This window comes from Fictibacillus enclensis (assembly GCF_001457035.1).
GTDB lineage: Bacteria > Bacillota > Bacilli > Bacillales > Fictibacillaceae > Fictibacillus_C > Fictibacillus_C enclensis.
Window position 1 is genome coordinate 820,558 of the sequence record NZ_KQ758617.1, and the last position, 18,510, is coordinate 839,067.

At 45.6% G+C, this 18,510-nt stretch carries 15 protein-coding genes, 1 pseudogene and 1 riboswitch; of the genes and pseudogenes, 14 read left to right on the plus strand and 2 right to left on the minus strand.

The window, feature by feature from the left end:
* Positions 1-114 precede the first annotated feature (114 nt).
* Together AS030_RS04390 and map are read left to right on the plus strand one after the other, a co-directional pair.
* Complete coding sequence (locus AS030_RS04390; protein ID WP_061968826.1) at positions 115-717, plus strand: TVP38/TMEM64 family protein; 603 nt, start codon at positions 115-117, stop codon at positions 715-717.
* Between the two features lie 117 nt (positions 718-834).
* Positions 835-1,581 (plus strand): type I methionyl aminopeptidase, encoded by a 747-nt coding sequence (map, locus tag AS030_RS04395; RefSeq protein WP_061968828.1) that lies wholly within the window; start codon positions 835-837, stop codon positions 1,579-1,581.
* Between the two features lie 175 nt (positions 1,582-1,756).
* Here map and AS030_RS04400 read toward each other — a convergent pair whose 3' ends face one another.
* Positions 1,757-2,605 carry a bifunctional 5,10-methylenetetrahydrofolate dehydrogenase/5,10-methenyltetrahydrofolate cyclohydrolase gene (locus tag AS030_RS04400; protein ID WP_061968831.1) on the minus strand — a complete coding sequence of 283 codons (849 nt, stop codon included), beginning with the start codon at positions 2,603-2,605 and terminating at the stop codon, positions 1,757-1,759.
* Between the two features lie 54 nt (positions 2,606-2,659).
* A riboswitch (ZMP/ZTP riboswitch) is annotated at positions 2,660-2,749 on the minus strand.
* Between the two features lie 131 nt (positions 2,750-2,880).
* Here AS030_RS04400 and mgtE point away from each other — a divergent pair.
* The 3 genes from mgtE (at position 2,881) to AS030_RS04415 (ending at position 5,303) form a co-directional block, all read left to right on the plus strand.
* Positions 2,881-4,239: a magnesium transporter gene (gene mgtE / locus AS030_RS04405; RefSeq protein WP_240482205.1), complete on the plus strand. Its 1,359-nt coding sequence runs from the start codon at positions 2,881-2,883 to the stop codon at positions 4,237-4,239.
* 172 nt (positions 4,240-4,411) lie between these two features.
* Positions 4,412-4,993 carry an NAD(P)H-dependent oxidoreductase gene (locus tag AS030_RS04410; protein ID WP_061968833.1) on the plus strand — a complete coding sequence of 194 codons (582 nt, stop codon included), beginning with the start codon at positions 4,412-4,414 and terminating at the stop codon, positions 4,991-4,993.
* A gap of 46 nt (positions 4,994-5,039) precedes the next feature.
* Positions 5,040-5,303, plus strand: coding sequence for a GNAT family N-acetyltransferase (locus AS030_RS04415; protein WP_061968836.1), 264 nt, complete (start codon positions 5,040-5,042; stop codon positions 5,301-5,303).
* Positions 5,304-5,365: 62 nt separating this feature from the next.
* Here the strand turns inward: AS030_RS04415 and AS030_RS04420 are convergent, their stop codons facing one another.
* On the minus strand, positions 5,366-5,785 hold the full coding sequence (locus AS030_RS04420) for a MarR family winged helix-turn-helix transcriptional regulator (protein WP_061968838.1): 420 nt from the start codon (positions 5,783-5,785) through the stop codon (positions 5,366-5,368).
* A gap of 389 nt (positions 5,786-6,174) precedes the next feature.
* On the opposite strand from AS030_RS04420, the gene AS030_RS04425 reads away from it, so the two are divergent.
* The 9 genes and pseudogenes from AS030_RS04425 to addA all read left to right on the plus strand — a co-directional run bounded on the left by AS030_RS04425 (position 6,175) and on the right by addA (position 18,501).
* Positions 6,175-6,819 (plus strand): N-acetylmuramoyl-L-alanine amidase, encoded by a 645-nt coding sequence (locus AS030_RS04425; RefSeq protein ID WP_061968841.1) that lies wholly within the window; start codon positions 6,175-6,177, stop codon positions 6,817-6,819.
* Positions 6,820-6,912: 93 nt separating this feature from the next.
* Complete coding sequence (locus AS030_RS24515; protein ID WP_276203840.1) at positions 6,913-7,035, plus strand: hypothetical protein; 123 nt, start codon at positions 6,913-6,915, stop codon at positions 7,033-7,035.
* Between the two features lie 178 nt (positions 7,036-7,213).
* Positions 7,214-8,824 carry a ribosomal protection-like ABC-F family protein gene (abc-f, locus tag AS030_RS04430; protein WP_240482206.1) on the plus strand — a complete coding sequence of 537 codons (1,611 nt, stop codon included), beginning with the start codon at positions 7,214-7,216 and terminating at the stop codon, positions 8,822-8,824.
* Positions 8,825-8,914: 90 nt separating this feature from the next.
* Positions 8,915-9,748 (plus strand): STAS domain-containing protein, encoded by an 834-nt coding sequence (locus tag AS030_RS04435; protein WP_061968843.1) that lies wholly within the window; start codon positions 8,915-8,917, stop codon positions 9,746-9,748.
* Positions 9,749-9,860: 112 nt separating this feature from the next.
* Positions 9,861-10,064, plus strand: coding sequence for a WYL domain-containing protein (locus tag AS030_RS23450; protein WP_074440460.1), 204 nt, complete (start codon positions 9,861-9,863; stop codon positions 10,062-10,064).
* A gap of 24 nt (positions 10,065-10,088) precedes the next feature.
* On the plus strand, positions 10,089-10,457 hold the full coding sequence (locus AS030_RS04440) for a YhjD family protein (protein WP_061968846.1): 369 nt from the start codon (positions 10,089-10,091) through the stop codon (positions 10,455-10,457).
* A 46-nt stretch (positions 10,458-10,503) separates the two neighbouring features.
* Positions 10,504-11,129: pseudogene (locus tag AS030_RS24130) on the plus strand (serine/threonine protein kinase).
* Positions 11,130-11,245: 116 nt separating this feature from the next.
* On the plus strand, positions 11,246-14,743 hold the full coding sequence (gene addB, locus AS030_RS04450) for a helicase-exonuclease AddAB subunit AddB (RefSeq protein WP_061968849.1): 3,498 nt from the start codon (positions 11,246-11,248) through the stop codon (positions 14,741-14,743).
* The gene (gene addA, locus AS030_RS04455) at positions 14,740-18,501 is read left to right on the plus strand and encodes a helicase-exonuclease AddAB subunit AddA (RefSeq protein WP_061968851.1); all 3,762 of its coding nucleotides are present in this window, start codon (positions 14,740-14,742) and stop codon (positions 18,499-18,501) included. The genes addB and addA overlap by 4 nt, the downstream gene beginning before the upstream one ends.
* Positions 18,502-18,510: the final 9 nt, after the last annotated feature.

Sequence of the window (18,510 nt, forward strand, 5' to 3'; positions counted from 1 at the left end):
ATGGTAAACTATTTAAAAATCTGTCTAATTTTGGCGACATATAAAGAGATCCGCCATGGGATTAAAATAAGCTGAAATGGAAATTATGATGCTATAAAGAAGGGAGACCGGGCTATGAATTGGAGTGAGTGGAAATCGTATTTAACGCAAGAAAACATTCTGCATTTTTTAGAGCAATACCGGGATTTAGGTTTTTTGCCCGGCGTGCTTCTCCCCTTGCTGGAGGCGATCATACCCGTATTGCCGCTTTTCATTATCGTAGCTGGTAATGCAGCCGCCTATGGGTTTTGGCTGGGGGCGCTTTTATCGTGGCTGGGAGCAGTGCTCGGGTCACTGGTCGTCTTTTTTCTTGTACGGAAATTCGGACAAAAGCGATTCCTTCACTTTGTCACGAGGCATCATAAGATTGCGAAGCTGCTGAGTTGGATGGAACGCCATGGATTTGGAACTCTTTTTCTCATCTATTGTTTTCCGTTTACCCCTTCTGCCTTAATTAATGTGATTGCAGGGCTGTCAAGAGTCAACCAAAAGACATTCATGCTTGCGGTGACCCTTGGAAAACTGGTGATGATCGCGATTATATCTTTTATCGGCTATGACTTTTTGGATGTAATAAAAAATCCATTAAAACTGGGACTTGCGGTATTCGGCATCCTTGTTCTCTGGCTTGGAGGCAAGGTGGTGGAATCAAGAATGAAACAAAGCCACCAGGCGTAAATCAATCATTGATTTGCGCCTGGCGCTGTTTTTAAGCATCCGATCAGGGGAACAAATGCAGAAACCAAGAATATAGTAAGTTAACCTACTTATCATGCAGGATGGAAAGGAAAACACATGATTATTTATAAGTCAAAACGTGAAATTGAAAAAATGAACGAGGCAGGAACTCTTTTGGCAGAGTGCCACAAGGAGATCAAAAAAATCATTAAACCGGGGATTTCAACGCTGGAAATCGATGCGTTTGTGGAGCATTTTTTAAAGAAGAATGGAGCCACTCCCGAGCAAAAGGGCTATCAGGGATATCCGTTCGCGACATGTGCATCTGTAAATGATGTCATTTGCCACGGTTTTCCGAATAAGAAAAAGCTAAAATCGGGAGATATCGTAACGATTGATATGGTTGTAAACCTAAATGGATGGCTTGCAGACTCGGCATGGTCCTACACAGTGGGTGAGGTTTCGGAAAAAGCACAGCATCTGTTGGAAGTCACAGAGAGATCCTTATACCTCGGCATTGAGCAGGCAGTGATCGGAAACCGGATCGGCGATATTTCACATGCAATCCAGCAATATGCGGAAAGCGAGGGGTTATCGGTAGTGCGTGAATTTATCGGCCACGGTATTGGCCGTTCGATGCACGAAGACCCGCAAGTCCCTCATGCTGGCCCGAAGGGAACTGGTCCGTTGCTAAAAGAGGGTATGGTGCTGACGATTGAACCGATGTTAAACACCGGTAAACGCTATGTGAAAATTGATGATGACGGCTGGACAGCAAGGACGTTTGACGGTTCCCTGTCCACACAATATGAGCATACCCTGGCGATCACGAAGGATGGCCCGCTTATTTTGACAGCACAGTAAATGAGCTCTTGCAAAAAACTTCAGGACCGGTCTTTACTTAATACCCGCCATTTTAATTTTCAGATACCCGCGGAAATTCGTCATTTACGGCCAAAACACTTGTTATGTAAACTAAAAACGGATATCAGACACAAAAAAAGAGCCATGCGCAAGGGTGCATGGCTCTTTTTTATTCTTATTGCTGATTCAGTTTCTTTTCGGCCGCATCAACGGTGTGCTTCAGCAGCATGGAGATGGTCACAGGGCCGACTCCGCCAGGAACAGGGGTGATGGCACCTGCGTTCTTTTCACATTCTTCATAATCCGCGTCACCAATGTTGCCAGGATTGTAGCCGGCATCCATGACAACGGCTCCTGGTTTGATCCAGTCACCTTTAATAAATTTTGGCTTTCCAACGGCAGCGACAACAATATCTGCCTGCTTAACGATTTCCGGCAGGTTTTGTGTGCGGGAATGGCAGGTTGTTACGGTAGCGTTGCGGTTCAGCAGAAGCATGGAAACCGGTTTTCCAAGGATAGGGCTTCTGCCGACGATAACCGCGTGTTTTCCTTCGATAGGGACATCATAGTAATTCAAGATTGCCATAATGGCCGCAGGGGTGCAGGACGGATAGCTTCCAAAGCCGAATGACGTTTGTCCGAATCCCCAGCTTGTTACACCATCCACGTCTTTTTCAATGTCAATGGCTTCAAAGGCTGCCCTCTCATCAATGTGTGAAGGTACCGGATGCTGCAGCAGAATTCCGTGTACCGCCTCATCCTCATTAAGTTCATGAATGGTTTTTAACAGGTCTTCTGTAGTGATTTCGGCAGGAAGGTGAATTCTTTTGGACAGGATGCCCAATTTTTCACACGCGTTGCCTTTCATTTTGACGTAAGTGGCCGAAGACGGATCATCGCCGACAAGAACTGTAGCCAGACAAGGGGTTACGCCCCGGCTTGTCAGCTCTTCCACTCTTCCTTTCAATTGTTCCTTGATATCGGTTGCGACACGGGTGCCATTGAGTAATAGCTTGTTTTCCACTCTGATTACCTCCTGAGAATAGAAAAGAGGCAAGGAATAGATACACGGATCCCTTACCCCTGCCCAGACGAACGGCTTTTTAGGTGATTCTTGCAGCTTCCTTGTGGTCAATTCCACACGCTCTCGTCAGTTGCTGCTTTTATTTATTCTGTTTAGATTATACCCTAAGCTTTCAAAAAGATTCAACCCTGCAAATCTTGATAAATATTATGTTGCATTCGCAGTTTCTTGGAGATTCTTATATAATAGGAACATTAATAAAGGGGGTGACATTCGTGTTCAAGGAAATGACGGAAAATCAGATTCTGCTTTTTGTGATTAAAAGCTTGAAAGAACTGAGGAAAAAAGAGTTTCAGGGATTAATGGATGAACTGCATCCATATGATATGGCGGAAGTCTATAAAACGCTGCCGGAGAAGCACCGGCATAAATTTCTCACCTTCCTGACCACCAGGCAGCTTGCCTCTCTTATTCAGGAGCTTGACAGCGATCTCCAAATAGAGATTTTGCACAAATTGGGCATTGAGCGATCATCTCATATCATGAACGAAATGGAAAATGACGATCTGGCTGACCTTCTGAGCAATTTTTCATTTGATGAAATTCAGGATTTTCTCGCATCCATGAGGGCGGATGAGTCCCGGACGGTTCAATCTCTCATGCAGTATCCCGCCGATAGCGCCGGCGGGATTATGACCAACCGCTTTGTTTGGATTCCGCAAATGTTTACTGTACGGGATGCGGTTGACAAATTGAAGACATTTGCTGGCTTTGCGGAGAACATTTATTATTTGTATGTCATTAACGAAGAAAAGCAGCTTGCAGGAGTTGTATCCTATCGGGACCTTCTCCTTGCGGATATCAATGACAAAATTGAAGAGGTGATGTTCACCCGTGTCATTTCGGTTCCAGCCGAAATGGATCAGGAGGAAGTGGCAAGGACCATCGAACGCTATGATTTTATCGCAGTCCCTGTTGTTGACGAAAATGATGTGCTCTTAGGGATCGTAACAGTGGATGACGTACTCGACGTTTTAATCGAAGAGGCAAACGAAGACATAGAAAAGCTCTCTGCTTCTGGTAAATCAATCGATTTTAATACAAGTGCCTTTGTTGCGTCCTACCGGCGGCTGCCATGGCTGATTCTGTTACTGTTTATTGGTATTATTTCAGGAAGCATCATTTCTGCCTTTGAGAGTACTCTTTCTAAAGTTGTTTCGCTCGCCTTTTTCATGCCAATGATTGCGGGGATGACAGGGAACACTGGCACACAGTCGCTGGCCGTCGTTGTTCGCGGACTGGTTTCGAATGATGTTGATAAAAAAGTGGTGCTGCGTCTCATCCTGAGGGAACTTGGTGTGGGACTCATCATTGGCACCACCTGTGGTATTCTCATTGCACTTGTCGCCTATTTTTGGCAAGGGAATGCCATACTGGGCTTGGTGGTTGGAAGTTCATTGTTTTTGACCTTAATTATCGGAACGTTGTCAGGGACGTTGATCCCGCTCCTGTTGTTCCGTTTCAATGTGGATCCGGCAGTGGCTTCCGGTCCGCTCATCACCACGCTTAATGATATCTTTTCGTTGCTCGTGTATTTTGGTACCGCATCAATTTTTATTTCACACTTAATCTGAAAACAACAAGCAGCCGTCCAGTCTTTTATGCACTGGACGGCTGTTTGTGTTACCGGGTTTCTAAAAGCCTGTATACAAAATCCCCTGATATTGGTAATCAAATATCTTTTTTTACTAGTGAAAAGGATTTTAAAAGGACGGTGTCGTATAGGAGTTGGGAAGGAGGCGAGACATGATGAATCATCTTTTACTGTACTGTCATCTGTCGAATCACAGCTTCAATCATGCCTTGCTCGAGGTATATTCGAAAGAACTGGAGAAAAAGGGCCATCCGGTCATTGTAAGGAATCTGTATGACCTGGCCTTTGATTCGGTTCTGACTGAATGGGAATACGAGAATTCGCTGGAGGGTCAGTATGAGGTGGATGTGCTCAACGAACAAAAGCATATCGCCTGGTGTGACTGCATTACATTGATCTATCCTGTTTGGTGGGGTGGCATGCCCGCGTTGCTGAAGGGTTATATAGACCGCGTATTCAGCTATGGCTTTGCATATGAGCTGGACGGGGAAGATCCCATTCCACGGCTAAAAGGCAAAACGGCGATTACGATTTGCACGACCGGAACCCCTTCTGAAATATACGAGGAGAACGGGATGCATGACGCCATGAACGTGGCGCGCAACCTTAGTATTTTTGAGTTCTGCGGCATACAGCCCATCCAGTCACTTTATTTTGGCAACGTGATATTGGCCGGTGATGAAAAAAGGCGGAGCATGCTTGAGGAAGTACGGTACCTTGCACAAACGCAGTAATAAAGAGAAAAGATACATTTGAAAACGATGAAGGTGAAGAAGCAACATGATTGTTAAAGCAGACGATACTTTGAATGAACAGATTTTGGATTATCTCGATGAGGAAAAGGCAATGAATCTATTCATCATCGGTGATATTGAGAACTTTGGTTACGATACGGATTTTCAGGATATCTGGGTGGATCTTGGGAAGCAGGGAGAGATACGGGGGATTTTGCTACGGTACTTTGGAAACTATCTTCCAAGAGCGGGATCCATCTATAAACGAATCGGTTTTAAGGATATCGGCATGTGGAGCATGTATTCCTAATAACCATCACGTTCTTAAAAAAGGCAAAAACACTAGCGTATGTGTTTTTGCCTTTTTGTGTGCTACGACATGCGGTTTAAGTAGTCAATCATATTTTCCATCTCTTGATCTGAAAGGCCCGAAAATTTCTCTTTATAATAATCACGGCGGATCGCTGACAGCTTTTCAGCAACTGCCTGGCCTTTTTCTGTGATTTTTACATAAACGATTCTTCGGTCGGTCAAGGATCGTTCTCTGGTTATTAAATCTTTCTTTATTAAACGGTCGGTTACACCTGTAATATGACTTGATGAAACCTTCATTTCACCCGCTAGCTCAGAGGCTGTAAGATATTCTTTATCCTTTAATAGATTAAGGACGCCAAACTCGTTGGCAGGCACATCATCAGAGAAAAGGTCGTTAATGTCTTTTCTGAAGGTCCGAAAAACAGTCAGGAAGCTGTTCTCAAGTTCTGCGATCCTATTTGTGCGGTTATCATTCATAGCAATCACCTATTCTACATTTTAATAAGTATTAGTTATCGACACTCCTACTTACATAGTATACTTTGCACGCCAATTACTCAAACATTTATGGGGTTTGGACACAAAATCTCCTGATTTTTCGCTTTTTTTCTCTTTTTTTGTATGGTACCCTCGAAGTGGAAATGAACAGGGATGGGGTTGGACGATGAAAAACAGCACACTATGGTTTTTATTGCTTGGTTTAGGTTTCCTGGCAGGCGTTATTTACTGGATCGTGGTCTTTGCTACAAATTGAGAATAGACACATAGAGAACTGTGGGGACAATAATTTGTATCTACAGCTCTTTTTTTGCCTCTTTTATGGATTTTATTTCTACTTATGGATAAAAAGTGAAAGAGGGATAATTATGGGAGCCAACTATAAAATAACCACTATGCTGCTTGATCAGAGATGGAATCAGCGACCGGGAGGAAACCGGATTCCAAGATATGCAGTCGCTCATGATACAGGAAACGAAGGGTCCACCGCTAAGCAAAATTACAAGTACTTCAACAGCAGGAATTTGGAAGCTTCCGCTCATGTGTTCATTGATGACCAAGAAATTCTATTGATCATCCCTCTGAGTGAAAAAGCATGGCATGTCAGGAGTCAGGTTTCAGATGCCAATGACTGGGCATTAGGTGTAGAACTGTGCCATGGAGGCAACATCATTTGGAAAGAAGCCTATAAACGGTATGTTTGGTTTTTTGCATGGCTGTGCCGGCACTATAGATGGATTCCTGAACATTCGATTAAAGGCCATTTTCAGCTGGATCCTGCCAGGCGAACAGATCCAGTAAACGCCTTTAAGAAATATGGAGTAACATATCAGCACTTTCTTCAAGCAGTTGAAGCTGAGTTGACCAAGATGGGCCCAGTAGATGATGAGAAAGAACAGGGAACGCTATACCGGGTGCAAATTGGAAGCTACAGACAACCGGAAAATGCAGTGGAAATGGTAAAGCTGGCGAAAAAAGCGGGTTTTGATGCCGTCATTATCAAAACAAAATGACAGATTTGATTTATTTTTCTGTAAATGGTTATTGATAAGGTTCTTTATACGGTGATATACTATTTGTATCTAATAAGGAAAGGAGGGGTTGGAATGCTGAATGGTGTACGTTGTATGGTTGATTGGCTGACAGTTGAAGTCCGTTCGATAACACATGAAATGACTGATCACGGGAGAAGTCTGTCCAATTTTCATACGCTAAGCGTACATCAGTAAGTTTTTCCATACCCATCCTTTTATTACGGACAAACCATGGGCAGGAGTACTTGCTCATGGTTTTTTTGTTTGCAAAAAAACTTGGTTTTTTTGTATTGCAAAAGGTTATGCAGCAGCTGTCCCAGCCAGTGTTTGACCCTTTGGGATGGGTAACCACCAAATTTAAGGAGTGTTACCTATGATGCTATGTTCTGCATACAGCCTAGCAAAAAGTTTTGGCGGCCATGCTGTTTTTAATAACTTATCACTGGAGATTCACGAAGGAGACCGTATCGGCCTGGTGGGCCGTAATGGAACCGGGAAGAGTACCTTGTTTAAACTGCTGACAGGGGACGAGCAGCCGGATGGAGGAGAGATACATCTAAAAAAGGGAGCGACTGCAGGTTATCTGGAACAAATCCCGGTTCAATCCGATCAGGCTGCTGTATATGATGTGTTTATGCAGTCGTTTTCCGAACAGCGTGAGATACAGGAAAAAATCCATGCTTTAACTGAAAAAATGAAGAGTGATTGTGATGAAAAGCAACTGGGTAAGTGGCTCAACCAGCTTTACAGCTTGCAGGAAGCCTACGAGGCCATGGGTGGCTATTCCATTGAGTCCAAAATTAACGGCATTCTAAAAGGGCTCGGACTGGAAGAGATTCAAGACCAACCGTTTTCCTCCATCAGTGGAGGTGAAAAGACCAAAGTGGGACTCGGCTGCCTTCTCCTGCAGGAGCCTGACCTGCTTTTGCTTGATGAACCAACCAACCATTTGGATTTGCGGACAATGGAATGGCTTGAGGATTATTTATTAAAATACAAGGGGGCAGTGGTTTGCATTTCCCATGACCGTTATTTCTTGGATCGTACAGTGAACAAGGTCTATGATCTCGAGGATGGTCAACTGACTCTCTATCACGGCAACTATACCGCTTTTTCAGAGGAAAAAGAAAAGCGCCTCCTCGCCGAGTTTGCTCAGTATCAGGAGCAGCAGAAGCGAATAAAAAAAATGCAGGAAGCGATTAAACGGCTGCGTGAATGGGCCATTCGGGGCGACAATGGTGATCTCCACCGCCGGGCACGCAGTATGGAGCGCGCCGTCGAGCGAATGGACAAGATCAAACGCCCCATTCTGCAGCGCCGAAAAGCAGAGATGGCCTTTCAAATGAAAGACCGCAGCGGTAAGGATGCTCTGTCTTTGATCGAAGTGGGAACGATCATTGGAGGAAGAGAGGTTTTAAAGCAGGTAGACCTTTTTATACGATTCGGGGAGAAAGTCGCTATCGTGGGCAATAATGGTACAGGAAAGTCCACGATGCTAAAAGCCATCATGGGGTGGCACAAGACAACAGGATCAATAGAAGTCGGAACCTCTGTTAAGTTCGGCTACCTCTCGCAAAGCGGGATAAGTCATCAGCCGGAAGATACGGTTCTCTCAGCCTTCCGTGATGCGGTAGCTGTTGATGAAGGAATGGCGAGGCATCTCCTGTCGAAGTTTTTATTTTACGGACAGGATGTGTTTAAAAAGGTAAAAGACCTCAGTGGGGGAGAAAACACCAGGCTCCGGTTCGCACAGCTGGTTCATCAGGATGTGAACTTTCTTCTCCTGGATGAACCGACCAACCATCTGGATATCGATTCAAGAGAAGCTCTGGAAGATGCGATTGAGGAATTTACCGGAACGGTAGTGGCCGTTTCTCATGATCGGTACTTTTTAAATAAGCTGTTTAACCGGATTGCGTGGCTGAATGAGGGCTATATCGATGAATATCTTGGATCGTATGATCAGGCGAGGCAGCAGCGTTAATCGGTTTTCCCTGTTTTGTTTCATTGGATGGCGGGGATAGTGTATGTGATAGATACAATCATACTGCAAGACATGAGGGGTTAGTTACTTATGGACAAAGAGTTAAAGGAACTTGGACGTTTCATCATACAGCATAAAGAGGAACTTGCGGCCATTGTCACTAAAAACAGAATCCAAAATGGCATCAACCCATCGGACGATGGACAAAAGCAGCTTTTGATCGATTGGAGGATCGAACTGTTTCAATATTTAGGTGAAGCATTGTTTTCAGACCTTGCCCAATCTGAAAAAAAGTTTTTGGACTGGGGTAAAAAAAGTGGAGAAGTTGCGGTGAAGATTCAATTGTCGCTGGATACTGCTCTTGATACTACCCGCTATTACAGATCGACCATATTGGATTTCATCAGCACGGAAGTGGCAAAGCACGGATATACTGGCCAAACGGTGATGAAAGCTGTTCAAATCATTGATCCTCTACTGGACAAAGTGGTGTATTCCTTTAGCGTCGCCTACGTAGACTATAACAATCATTTGCTTGGCCTGGCCCGGGAAGCACTGGAAGAGCTTTCTGTTCCTGTGGTGCGCCTCACGGATTCAGTCGGTATCTTGCCTCTTGTCGGATCTATTGATACTCACCGTTCGAAGCTGATCATGGAAATCGTATTGAACGAATGCGTAGAAATGAAAATCGATCACCTGTTTATTGATCTTTCCGGTGTTCCGGTGATTGATACTATGGTTGCGCATAATCTGTTTCAGGTCATTACTTCACTGAAGCTCCTGGGTGTGGCCGTTACATTGACCGGTATGCGCCCTGAACTCGCACAGACGGTGGTTTCCTTAGGGATAAGTTTTGAAGGGTTTTCCATAGCGGGAAGCCTGCATCAGGCGCTCCAGCAAAAGAAGTTGCTTCAAAACGTATGATCACTATGGAAATATGCCTATCCTTATGAAGGATAGGCATATTTTTCTAGTTGCATAAAGAACGTTTGTTCGCATATACTGTAAATAAATAACGAACAAGGCGGTGGCTGTTATGAATTCATTGCTGGCGCGTTATGTTTCTGAACGAAATCCTTTTATGATTATTTATCAATCTGGCCGCGGTCAGTTTACTCAGCGTATGGTTTATCCCATTTCCTGTGACAAAGAAACATTAACCGCTTTTTGCTGTCTGCGCAGGCAAATACGAACGTTTAAAGTATCGAATATATTGTCTGTGGCAAAAAATACGGCTTAATACAGATGGTGGAGGAAGCGGAAGATGTTATATGGTGATGAAACGGACCGAGTATTGGTGGATAAGTATATTATGTACCCCATGCTCCTGACCATTTTTAATCGGGATTTAAAAGTGATCGCACAGTCCCCCTTTAAATTAAGGCAGCCCTATATTACCTTGGTAGAGAATGTAATGAATGCCATCAGTTTTGAGCTGAGGGACGTGAAAAAAGAGATGTTGCAGCGGAAGATCAAAGTAGCGGATGGGAGGCCGGTTGATGATATGACCGAATATCAGATTTTTATCAGAGGCTATCAGGAAGTTATGAGGTTTCCCAATGTACATCTCCGGAATAAGGCAGAATTGCTGATGAAACACTTTCTTTTTGGTACGCTGGTAGAGCGAAAATAGCAAATCAGGCTTGACGCCGGAGACTGAATGATCGGCAAGGTGAACCATGAAAACGTACATGAAGTTGGCAGAGGAATTAACGAAAAACACAAAAATAGTCAGCCGGGATCCGGGCGACCCTGTAGAAGTGCTCACTCATCCCGAACCATGGAAAGTGGTAGGATGCGGAAATTATGCTGCTGTTTTTCTTCATCCCGAATTTCCGGACCTCGTTGTTAAAATTTACGGCAGAAATCCTGAAGGGCTGCTGTGTACGAGACCCTTGGTGAACACCCTGCCTATTCCCAATGCTATGGCTATGGTGAACGCCATTTGATTCTCAAAAGGATCAAAGGAGTAACTCTCTATGATTGTCTTCATAAAGGAATAAAAATTCCGCAAACGGTGATACGTGACGTGGATAACGCCCTGTCTTACGCACGGGGCCTTGGTCTTTTTCCCCGGGATGTGCATGGCAAGAACGTTATGCTGCTGGATGGGCGGGGCATCATTGTGGATGTTTCCGATTTTTGCAAACGAGAAAAATGCTCGAAATGGAACGATTTAAGAAAAGCTTACTATAGAGTGTATCTTCCTGTTTTTTATAACTATCCTGTTAAACTGCCTTACCCTGTTCTAAATGCAGTCAGGATCGGCTACAGGTGGTACAAAAAATGGAAACGAAGCAATTAATGCCTGCTTTATTACGCAAAACCGGAGCAGGCTTTTTAGAGTGTACCTATCGTTCTTTTACAGGCCGTTTTATGAGATAATAACTATAAGATTAACAGTTTGACAGAGGTGAGTTTATGAGTTTGCGGTTTATTCTGGGAAGGGCTGGAAGCGGAAAGACGGAACGCAGTCTGGGAGAGATCCGAGACTCTCTTTTTGAACAGCCACAAGGCCGGCCGATTATCTATTTGGTACCAGAACAGATGACGTTTCAGTCTGAATATGAATTGGCAAAAACACCTGGTCTCGATGGTATGATGCGTGCCCAGGTGTTCAGTTTTTCCCGTCTGGCATGGAAGATCCTTGGCGATGTCGGCGGGATGACGCGGCTTCATATTACAAGTGTCGGCATGAACATGATGCTCAGAAAGATTATCGAAAATAAAAAGCAGGAACTGAAAGTATTTAAGAAGGCTTCGGAACAGAATGGCTTTTATTCGCTGATGGAAACCATGATTACGGAATTCAAGCGGTACTGTGTGAACCCGGAGCAATTGGAATGGAATGCACAAACTCTTTTGAGTTTCTCGGGCACTGATGAAGGTAGTGTGCTCAGGGATAAACTTTCAGATCTGGCCCTTATATATGGAGAGATGGAAAAGGCGTTAATTTACAAGTACATGGATAATGAGGATTATTTGAGGCTGCTTGCTGAAAAAATCCCTCACTCGGAATACATTCAACAGGCGGATTTTTACATAGACGGCTTTCACCAATTTACACCTCAGGAACTGGAAGTGCTGAGCATGCTTCTAAAGCATGCCCGCCGTGTCACCGTGGCACTGACCCTTGATGCAGGGAAAAGTACTGAAAATCCGCATGAGCTGGATCTTTTTTATACCCCGAAAAAGACCTCCTCGGTTATCCGCAAGATTGCCAAAGAAGAAGGTGTGATGGAAGAGGAGCCGGTTGTCCTTGAGGAGTGTCCGAGGTTTAATGGCAGCCCCTCGCTCGCCCATCTTGAAAGCCAGTTTGAGCAGCGGCCTGCGCTGGAATTTGGTTTTTCCAATGATATATCCATTTCTTCAGCGGTCAACAGGCGTGCGGAGGTAGAGGGAACTGCACGGGAAATCCTTACCCTGGTACGTGACAAGGGATACAGATTTAAAGATATCGCTATTTCAATCCGAAACATGAATGAGTACCAGGATCTGATTGAAACAGTTTTTGAAGAGTATGAGATTCCTGTCTTTCTGGATCAAAAGAAACCGATGCTTCACCATCCGCTTATTGAACTGATCCGTTCTTCTCTTGAAACGGTTACGGCCAATTGGCGTTACGAATCCGTATTCCGTGCGGTTAAGACGGACTTGCTCTATCCGGAAAACAGCGAGTATACCTCCTCGGAGCTTAGGCATGAAATGGATGGGCTTGAAAATTATGTTCTGGCTTATGGCATACAGGGCACACGTTGGATGGATAAAAAGCCCTGGAAGGTGCAGCGTTTTCAGGCGCTTGAAGAACATCAATTCGTTCAGACCGACGAAGAGGTCCAAAAACAGGAAGTTTTGAATGAAGTTCGGCATATGATCGTGTCACCGTTGGACAAGCTATCCCGGGATCTGAAAAAGGCGGAAACGGTAAGGGATTATTGTGAAGTGCTGTTTGTTTACCTGGAACGTCTTCATATTCCGGCCAAGCTGGAGCGTCTCAGCCGCAAAGCCCAGGAAGAGGGAAGGCTTCGCATGGCGCGCGAACATGATCAGGTTTGGGATGCGGTCGTTGAGCTTTTGGATGAAATGGTTGAAATTACAGGAAGTGAAGCGATAAAGCTTGAACTGTGGATCAAAATGCTCGATACAGGCCTGGAAAGCCTGAAGTTCGCACTTGTTCCTCCGGCGATCGACCAAGTGTTGGCCGGTACCATGGACAGGTCCCGTTATTCGGGTGTGAAATGCCATTTTGTACTTGGTGTGAATGACGGTATACTACCCGCCAAACCAAAGGACGATGGCATCTTGTCAGAAGATGACCGCGATCTGCTCGAAAAGAACGGGGTGGCGCTTGCGCCAGGTGCGAGACGGCAGCTCCTTGATGAGCAGTTTCTGATCTATCTGTCGCTGTCGAACGCAACGGACAAGCTGTATATTTATTATCCGCTTGCTGACGAAGAAGGAAAAAATCTTCTTCCTTCCATGGTGATTAACAGGGTCAAATCTCTCTTTCCCGGAATTACGGAAACCTTTATCCAAAATGATCCGGAGTATGGCAATGATCTTTCCTACATCCATCATCCGCAAAAGGCAATTTCCCACTTGAACACCCAGCTGCGGGAGTGGAAGAAGGGGTACCCGATTTCAGGACTGTGGTGGGATGTATACAATTGGACGACAGGACAAGACCAATGGAAGTGGCTTGGACAAACGGTGCTAGGCAGTCTTTTCTATTACAACCAGGAGAAAAAACTGTCTTCTTCCGTCACGAAAGAATTATATGGCGATGCAATAACGGCGAGCGTATCACGAATGGAGCTTCAGAAGTCGTGTGCATTTTCGCACTTTCTTTCATATGGGCTGAAACTTCAGGAACGAAGGCTGTACCGGCTTGAAGCTCCCGATATCGGCCAGCTTTTTCATGCGGCATTAAAAAACATGGACGACTATTTGGGAACCCATCAAATGACCTGGCGTGATCTGTCCATGAAAGACTGCTACAGGCTTGCGGGAGAAGTGGTGGACAGCCTTGCATTAAAACTGCAAAGCCAGATTCTGCTATCAACCAACCGCCATCTGTATATCAAAAACAAACTGAGTGACATCGTGGGCAGAGCATCTCATATGCTGAGCGAGCATGCGCGGGTGAGCGGGTTTTCACCGGTGGGTCTTGAACTAGGATTTGGAAAACAGCAGCCGCTTCCGCCTCTTAAATATACACTTCCAAACGGAACTTCCATGGAGATAATCGGAAGGATCGACCGTGTGGATTCAGCGGAAGGGTCCCAGGGGTTAATGCTTCGAATCATCGACTACAAATCAAGTTCAACCGGTTTGAACCTTTCCGAGGTGTATTACGGGATTGCCCTGCAGATGCTGACATACCTTGATGTTGTGATCAGCCATTCCGTGGAGTGGCTTGGAAAAGAAGCGCATCCCGCAGGAGTGCTGTATTTTCATATTCATAATCCGTTATTGTCACAAAAGAAATTGCTCACTCTTGAAGAGGTACAGCAGGAGCTTTTCAAACGGTTTAAGATGAAAGGCCTGGTACTGGCCGATACGGAAACGGTCCAGCTGATGGATACCGTCTTTGAAAAAAAATCGGACATTATTCCTGTTTCCTTGACGTCAAAAGGATTTCACCCGACGCATTCTTCGGTCGCGACCGAAGAAGATTTCACCACCATGACCCAATATGTCCGCAAGGTGATCAAAGAGGTGGGCACAGACATTACCGAAGGTGTCATCGATATTGCGCCATATCAAATGAAAAACAAAATGCCTTGCACATATTGTTCCTACAGATCTGTGTGCCAGTTTGATCAGTCACTGGAAGAAAATCAGTATCGTCTGTTAAAGCAGGAAAACGATGATGAGATCCTGGCCAAAATGCGTGAGGAAGGAGGAGAAGGCGAATGATTAAAATTGCGGAAAAACCAAAAGACAGCCTGTGGACGGATGATCAGTGGCAGGCCATTCAGGCGAGAGGGCAGGATATTCTTGTGGCCGCAGCCGCCGGTTCCGGTAAAACAGCGGTGCTGGTTGAACGGATTATCACCATGATCAAACAAGAAATTGCTGATGTAGACCGTCTGCTGATTGTAACGTTTACCAATGCTGCAGCAGCTGAAATGAGGAAAAGGATTGGGGATGCGATTGAAAAGGAGCTTTCCCTTCATCCTGCTTCGCTTCATCTGCGAAGACAGCTGGGACTGTTGAACAAAGCCTCGATTTCAACGCTGCATTCCTTTTGCATTGAAGTCCTGAGAAAGTATTACTACCAAATTGATCTTGATCCGGGATTTCGTATTGCCGATGACACAGAAGCAGAGCTGATCAGGCAGGAAGTCCTGGAAGATCTGTTTGAAGAGGAGTACAGCAAAGAAAATAACCAGGTGTTCTTTAATGTAGTGGATGCCTACAGTTCAGACCGTAACGATGCAGAGCTGCAGCGCCTCATCTTAAAACTGTATGATTTTTCGAGAAGCCATCCAGACCCGGACCTCTGGCTCAATCAAATGGCTGCTCAGTATGACGTGAAAGCAGAGAACATTGATGATCTGCCCTGGACAAAAGAGCTGCTTGAGGATGTGGCGATGCAGCTAAGAGGTTTGGGAAATGTTCTGGACCGTGCGTTAAAAGCAGCCCGTTCACCGGAAGGTCCTGCGCCATATGGCGAAACCCTCGAAAATGACCTCGCCTATTTAAAACGCCTGGAAGAAGCGGCGGGGCAATCCTGGCAGGACTTGTATGATGTATTCAGTGACGGCTCGTTCGCAACCATGAAGCAGGTTCGAGGAAAAGAAGTCGATCCCGTTATTAAAGAAAATGTCAAAAAAATGCGGGATCAGGTGAAGAAAAGGGTCAATGCCATAAAAGACGATCTATTCAGCAGGCCGCCGGAGTCCTATGTGATTCATCTGGAGGAAATGGCGCCTGTCGTCAAATGTCTTGTAGAGCTTGTACAGGAATTTGGCATCCGTTTTTTAAGAGAAAAGCAGGAAAAGGGGTTGCTGGATTTCAGTGATCTTGAACATTTTTGTCTGGAAATCCTGAAGCAGCCATCTTCAACGATCGAGAATCCTGTACCCACCCCGGCAGCGCAGGAATACCGGAATCGCTTTGTGGAAGTACTGGTGGATGAATATCAGGATACCAACCTGGTACAGGAAACGATTGTCCGGCTTGTGAGCAAAGGAAACACGGCACAAGGCAATTTGTTCATGGTAGGCGATGTGAAACAGAGCATCTACAGGTTCCGCCTGGCGGAGCCTGGTCTTTTTCTTTCAAAATACAAGCAATTTGGCAAAATCCCGGGTGAAGGTGCGGGCTTGCGGATCGATCTGGCAAAAAACTTTCGAAGCCGAAACGAAGTGCTTGACGCCTCCAACTATATCTTCAAACAAATCATGAACGAATCCGTGGGCGAAATTGAATACAGCAGTGAAGCTGCCTTGTCTTTCGGTGCGGAGTATTATCCGGAAGCTGAGAGTGCAGAAGCAGAACTTCTCTTGATCAATAAAAGCTCTCCTGTAAGGGATGAAGATGGAGAGGCAACCGGCGAAAGCGAAAAATCAGACAGCGAAACCGTCATCCTGGAAGCGAGGGTGATGGCGGAAAAAATCAAACAACTCATCGGGACTGAAGGAGAATTGCCGTACCAGGTGCTCGATAAAAACACCGGTGGAATGCGGCCGGTAAAATATAAAGATATTGTCATCCTTCTTCGCGCCACAAGCACGTGGGCCCCTATTATCCTGGAGGAATTTAAACGGCAGGGAATTCCGGCCTATGCGGAGCTCTCGACCGGATATTTTGAAGCCATTGAGGTCAATATTATGCTGTCTTTGTTGAAGGTGATTGACAACCCGCTGCAGGACATTCCGATTGCCTCGGTACTGCGGTCGCCCATTGTCGGTTTGACAGGAGACGAGATGGCGTCTGTGCGACTTGCTGACCGCAAGGGAACTTATTTTGATGCCCTTACTGAGTATCTAAACAGCGGTGAAGATGAAAATATCCGCAGTCGAGTGGCTCATTTTACGAAAAACCTGAGCCAATGGAGAGAAGCTGCGCGGCAGGGGTCTCTGGCCGATCTCATTTGGCGGATCTACAGGGAAACGGGATATTTTGACTTTGTCGGCGGCCTTCCGGGAGGCAAACAGCGCCAGGCCAACTTGCGGGCGTTGTACGATCGTGCCAGACAGTATGAAAAAACGTCGTTCCGCGGGCTTTTCCGCTTTCTTCGATTTATTGAGCGAATGCAGGACCGCGGAAGAGACCTCGGAGCTGCCCGTGCGCTTGGTGAACAGGAAGATGTTGTCCGGGTGATGACCATTCATAAAAGTAAAGGCCTGGAGTTCCCCGTTGTTTTTGCTGCAGGACTAAATAAGCAGTTTAATACGATGGATCTCAAGGAAACTGTTTTGCTGCATAAAGAACTTGGACTGGGAACCCGGTATATCAATCCAAGGTATAGAGTAGCCTATCCGACACTGCCCCAGCTTGCCATATTGCGCAGAAAAAAAATGGAGCTGCTCGCTGAAGAAATGAGGGTGCTCTATGTGGCTCTGACGCGGGCAAAAGAAAAACTGTATCTTCTCGGTACGCTTAATGACCTGGAAAAGTCCGTTGGACAATGGGCAGATGTACTGGAAAGCGGAGACTGGGTGCTGCCGGACTATGAGCGCTCGCAGGCGAAAACATACCTTGACTGGATTGGCCGTTCTGTCATTCGGCACAAGGATGGCGGAGAACTCAGGAAGCTGCTCCCGGCTGCTCAGACAGGAAGGGGAGAAGTATACACAGATCCCGCCAAATGGAAGGTCAAGACCTTTGATGCCGCTCATTATGAAGAAGAAAGTGAAGGAAGAAAAGCTCTTCAGGAAGAGATTCTTTCTACGATCCGGGAGTACGATCCGGTGGCGATCACTTCTAAAGAACAAGAGGAAGTGGACCGGCGTTTGAATTGGAAGTACGAGCATCAGGCCTCCACTGCCATCTTGTCAAAACAGTCCGTGACAGAACTGAAGCGTCAGTATCAATACATGGATGATGAATACAACGGCAGTAAATTAACAGGGGGATTTTCCTCCACCCAGGCGAGCCGTCCACGGTTCATGCAAGAAAAAACGCTGACGGCTGCCGAACGGGGAACCGCCATGCATGCGGTCATGCAGCACATCAATTTATCCCGTCCGGTAACTCCGGACCATGTGAACGAGCTATTGGAAGAGATGGTGGCCATGGAGCTGCTGACAAGGGAACAGGCAAATCATGTTGATGCCTCTGCAATTTCGGCCTTTTTTGAAACCGAGATCGGCAAAAAAGTAACACAAGCAACGGAGGTTATTCGCGAGATGCCGTTTAACATGGCTCTTCCTGTAGAGGAAGCGGCCTTGAGCTGGAATGAAACAACAAATGAAAGAATTCTTGTACAAGGGGTCATTGACTGTCTTGTTCCTGAAGAAGACGGCTTTCTTTTAATAGATTATAAAACCGATGCTATTACGAACCGTTTTTCAGGAGGGTTTGAAGGGGCAAAGCCCGTTTTGCTTGAAAGGTACAGAGTGCAGCTTGAACTGTATGGCAAAGCCATTGAACGTATTTTGAAAAAACCGGTCAAGGCAAGCCATTTGTATTTCTTTGATGGGGCACATTTATTAGAAGTTAAATAGAGTTTTTAC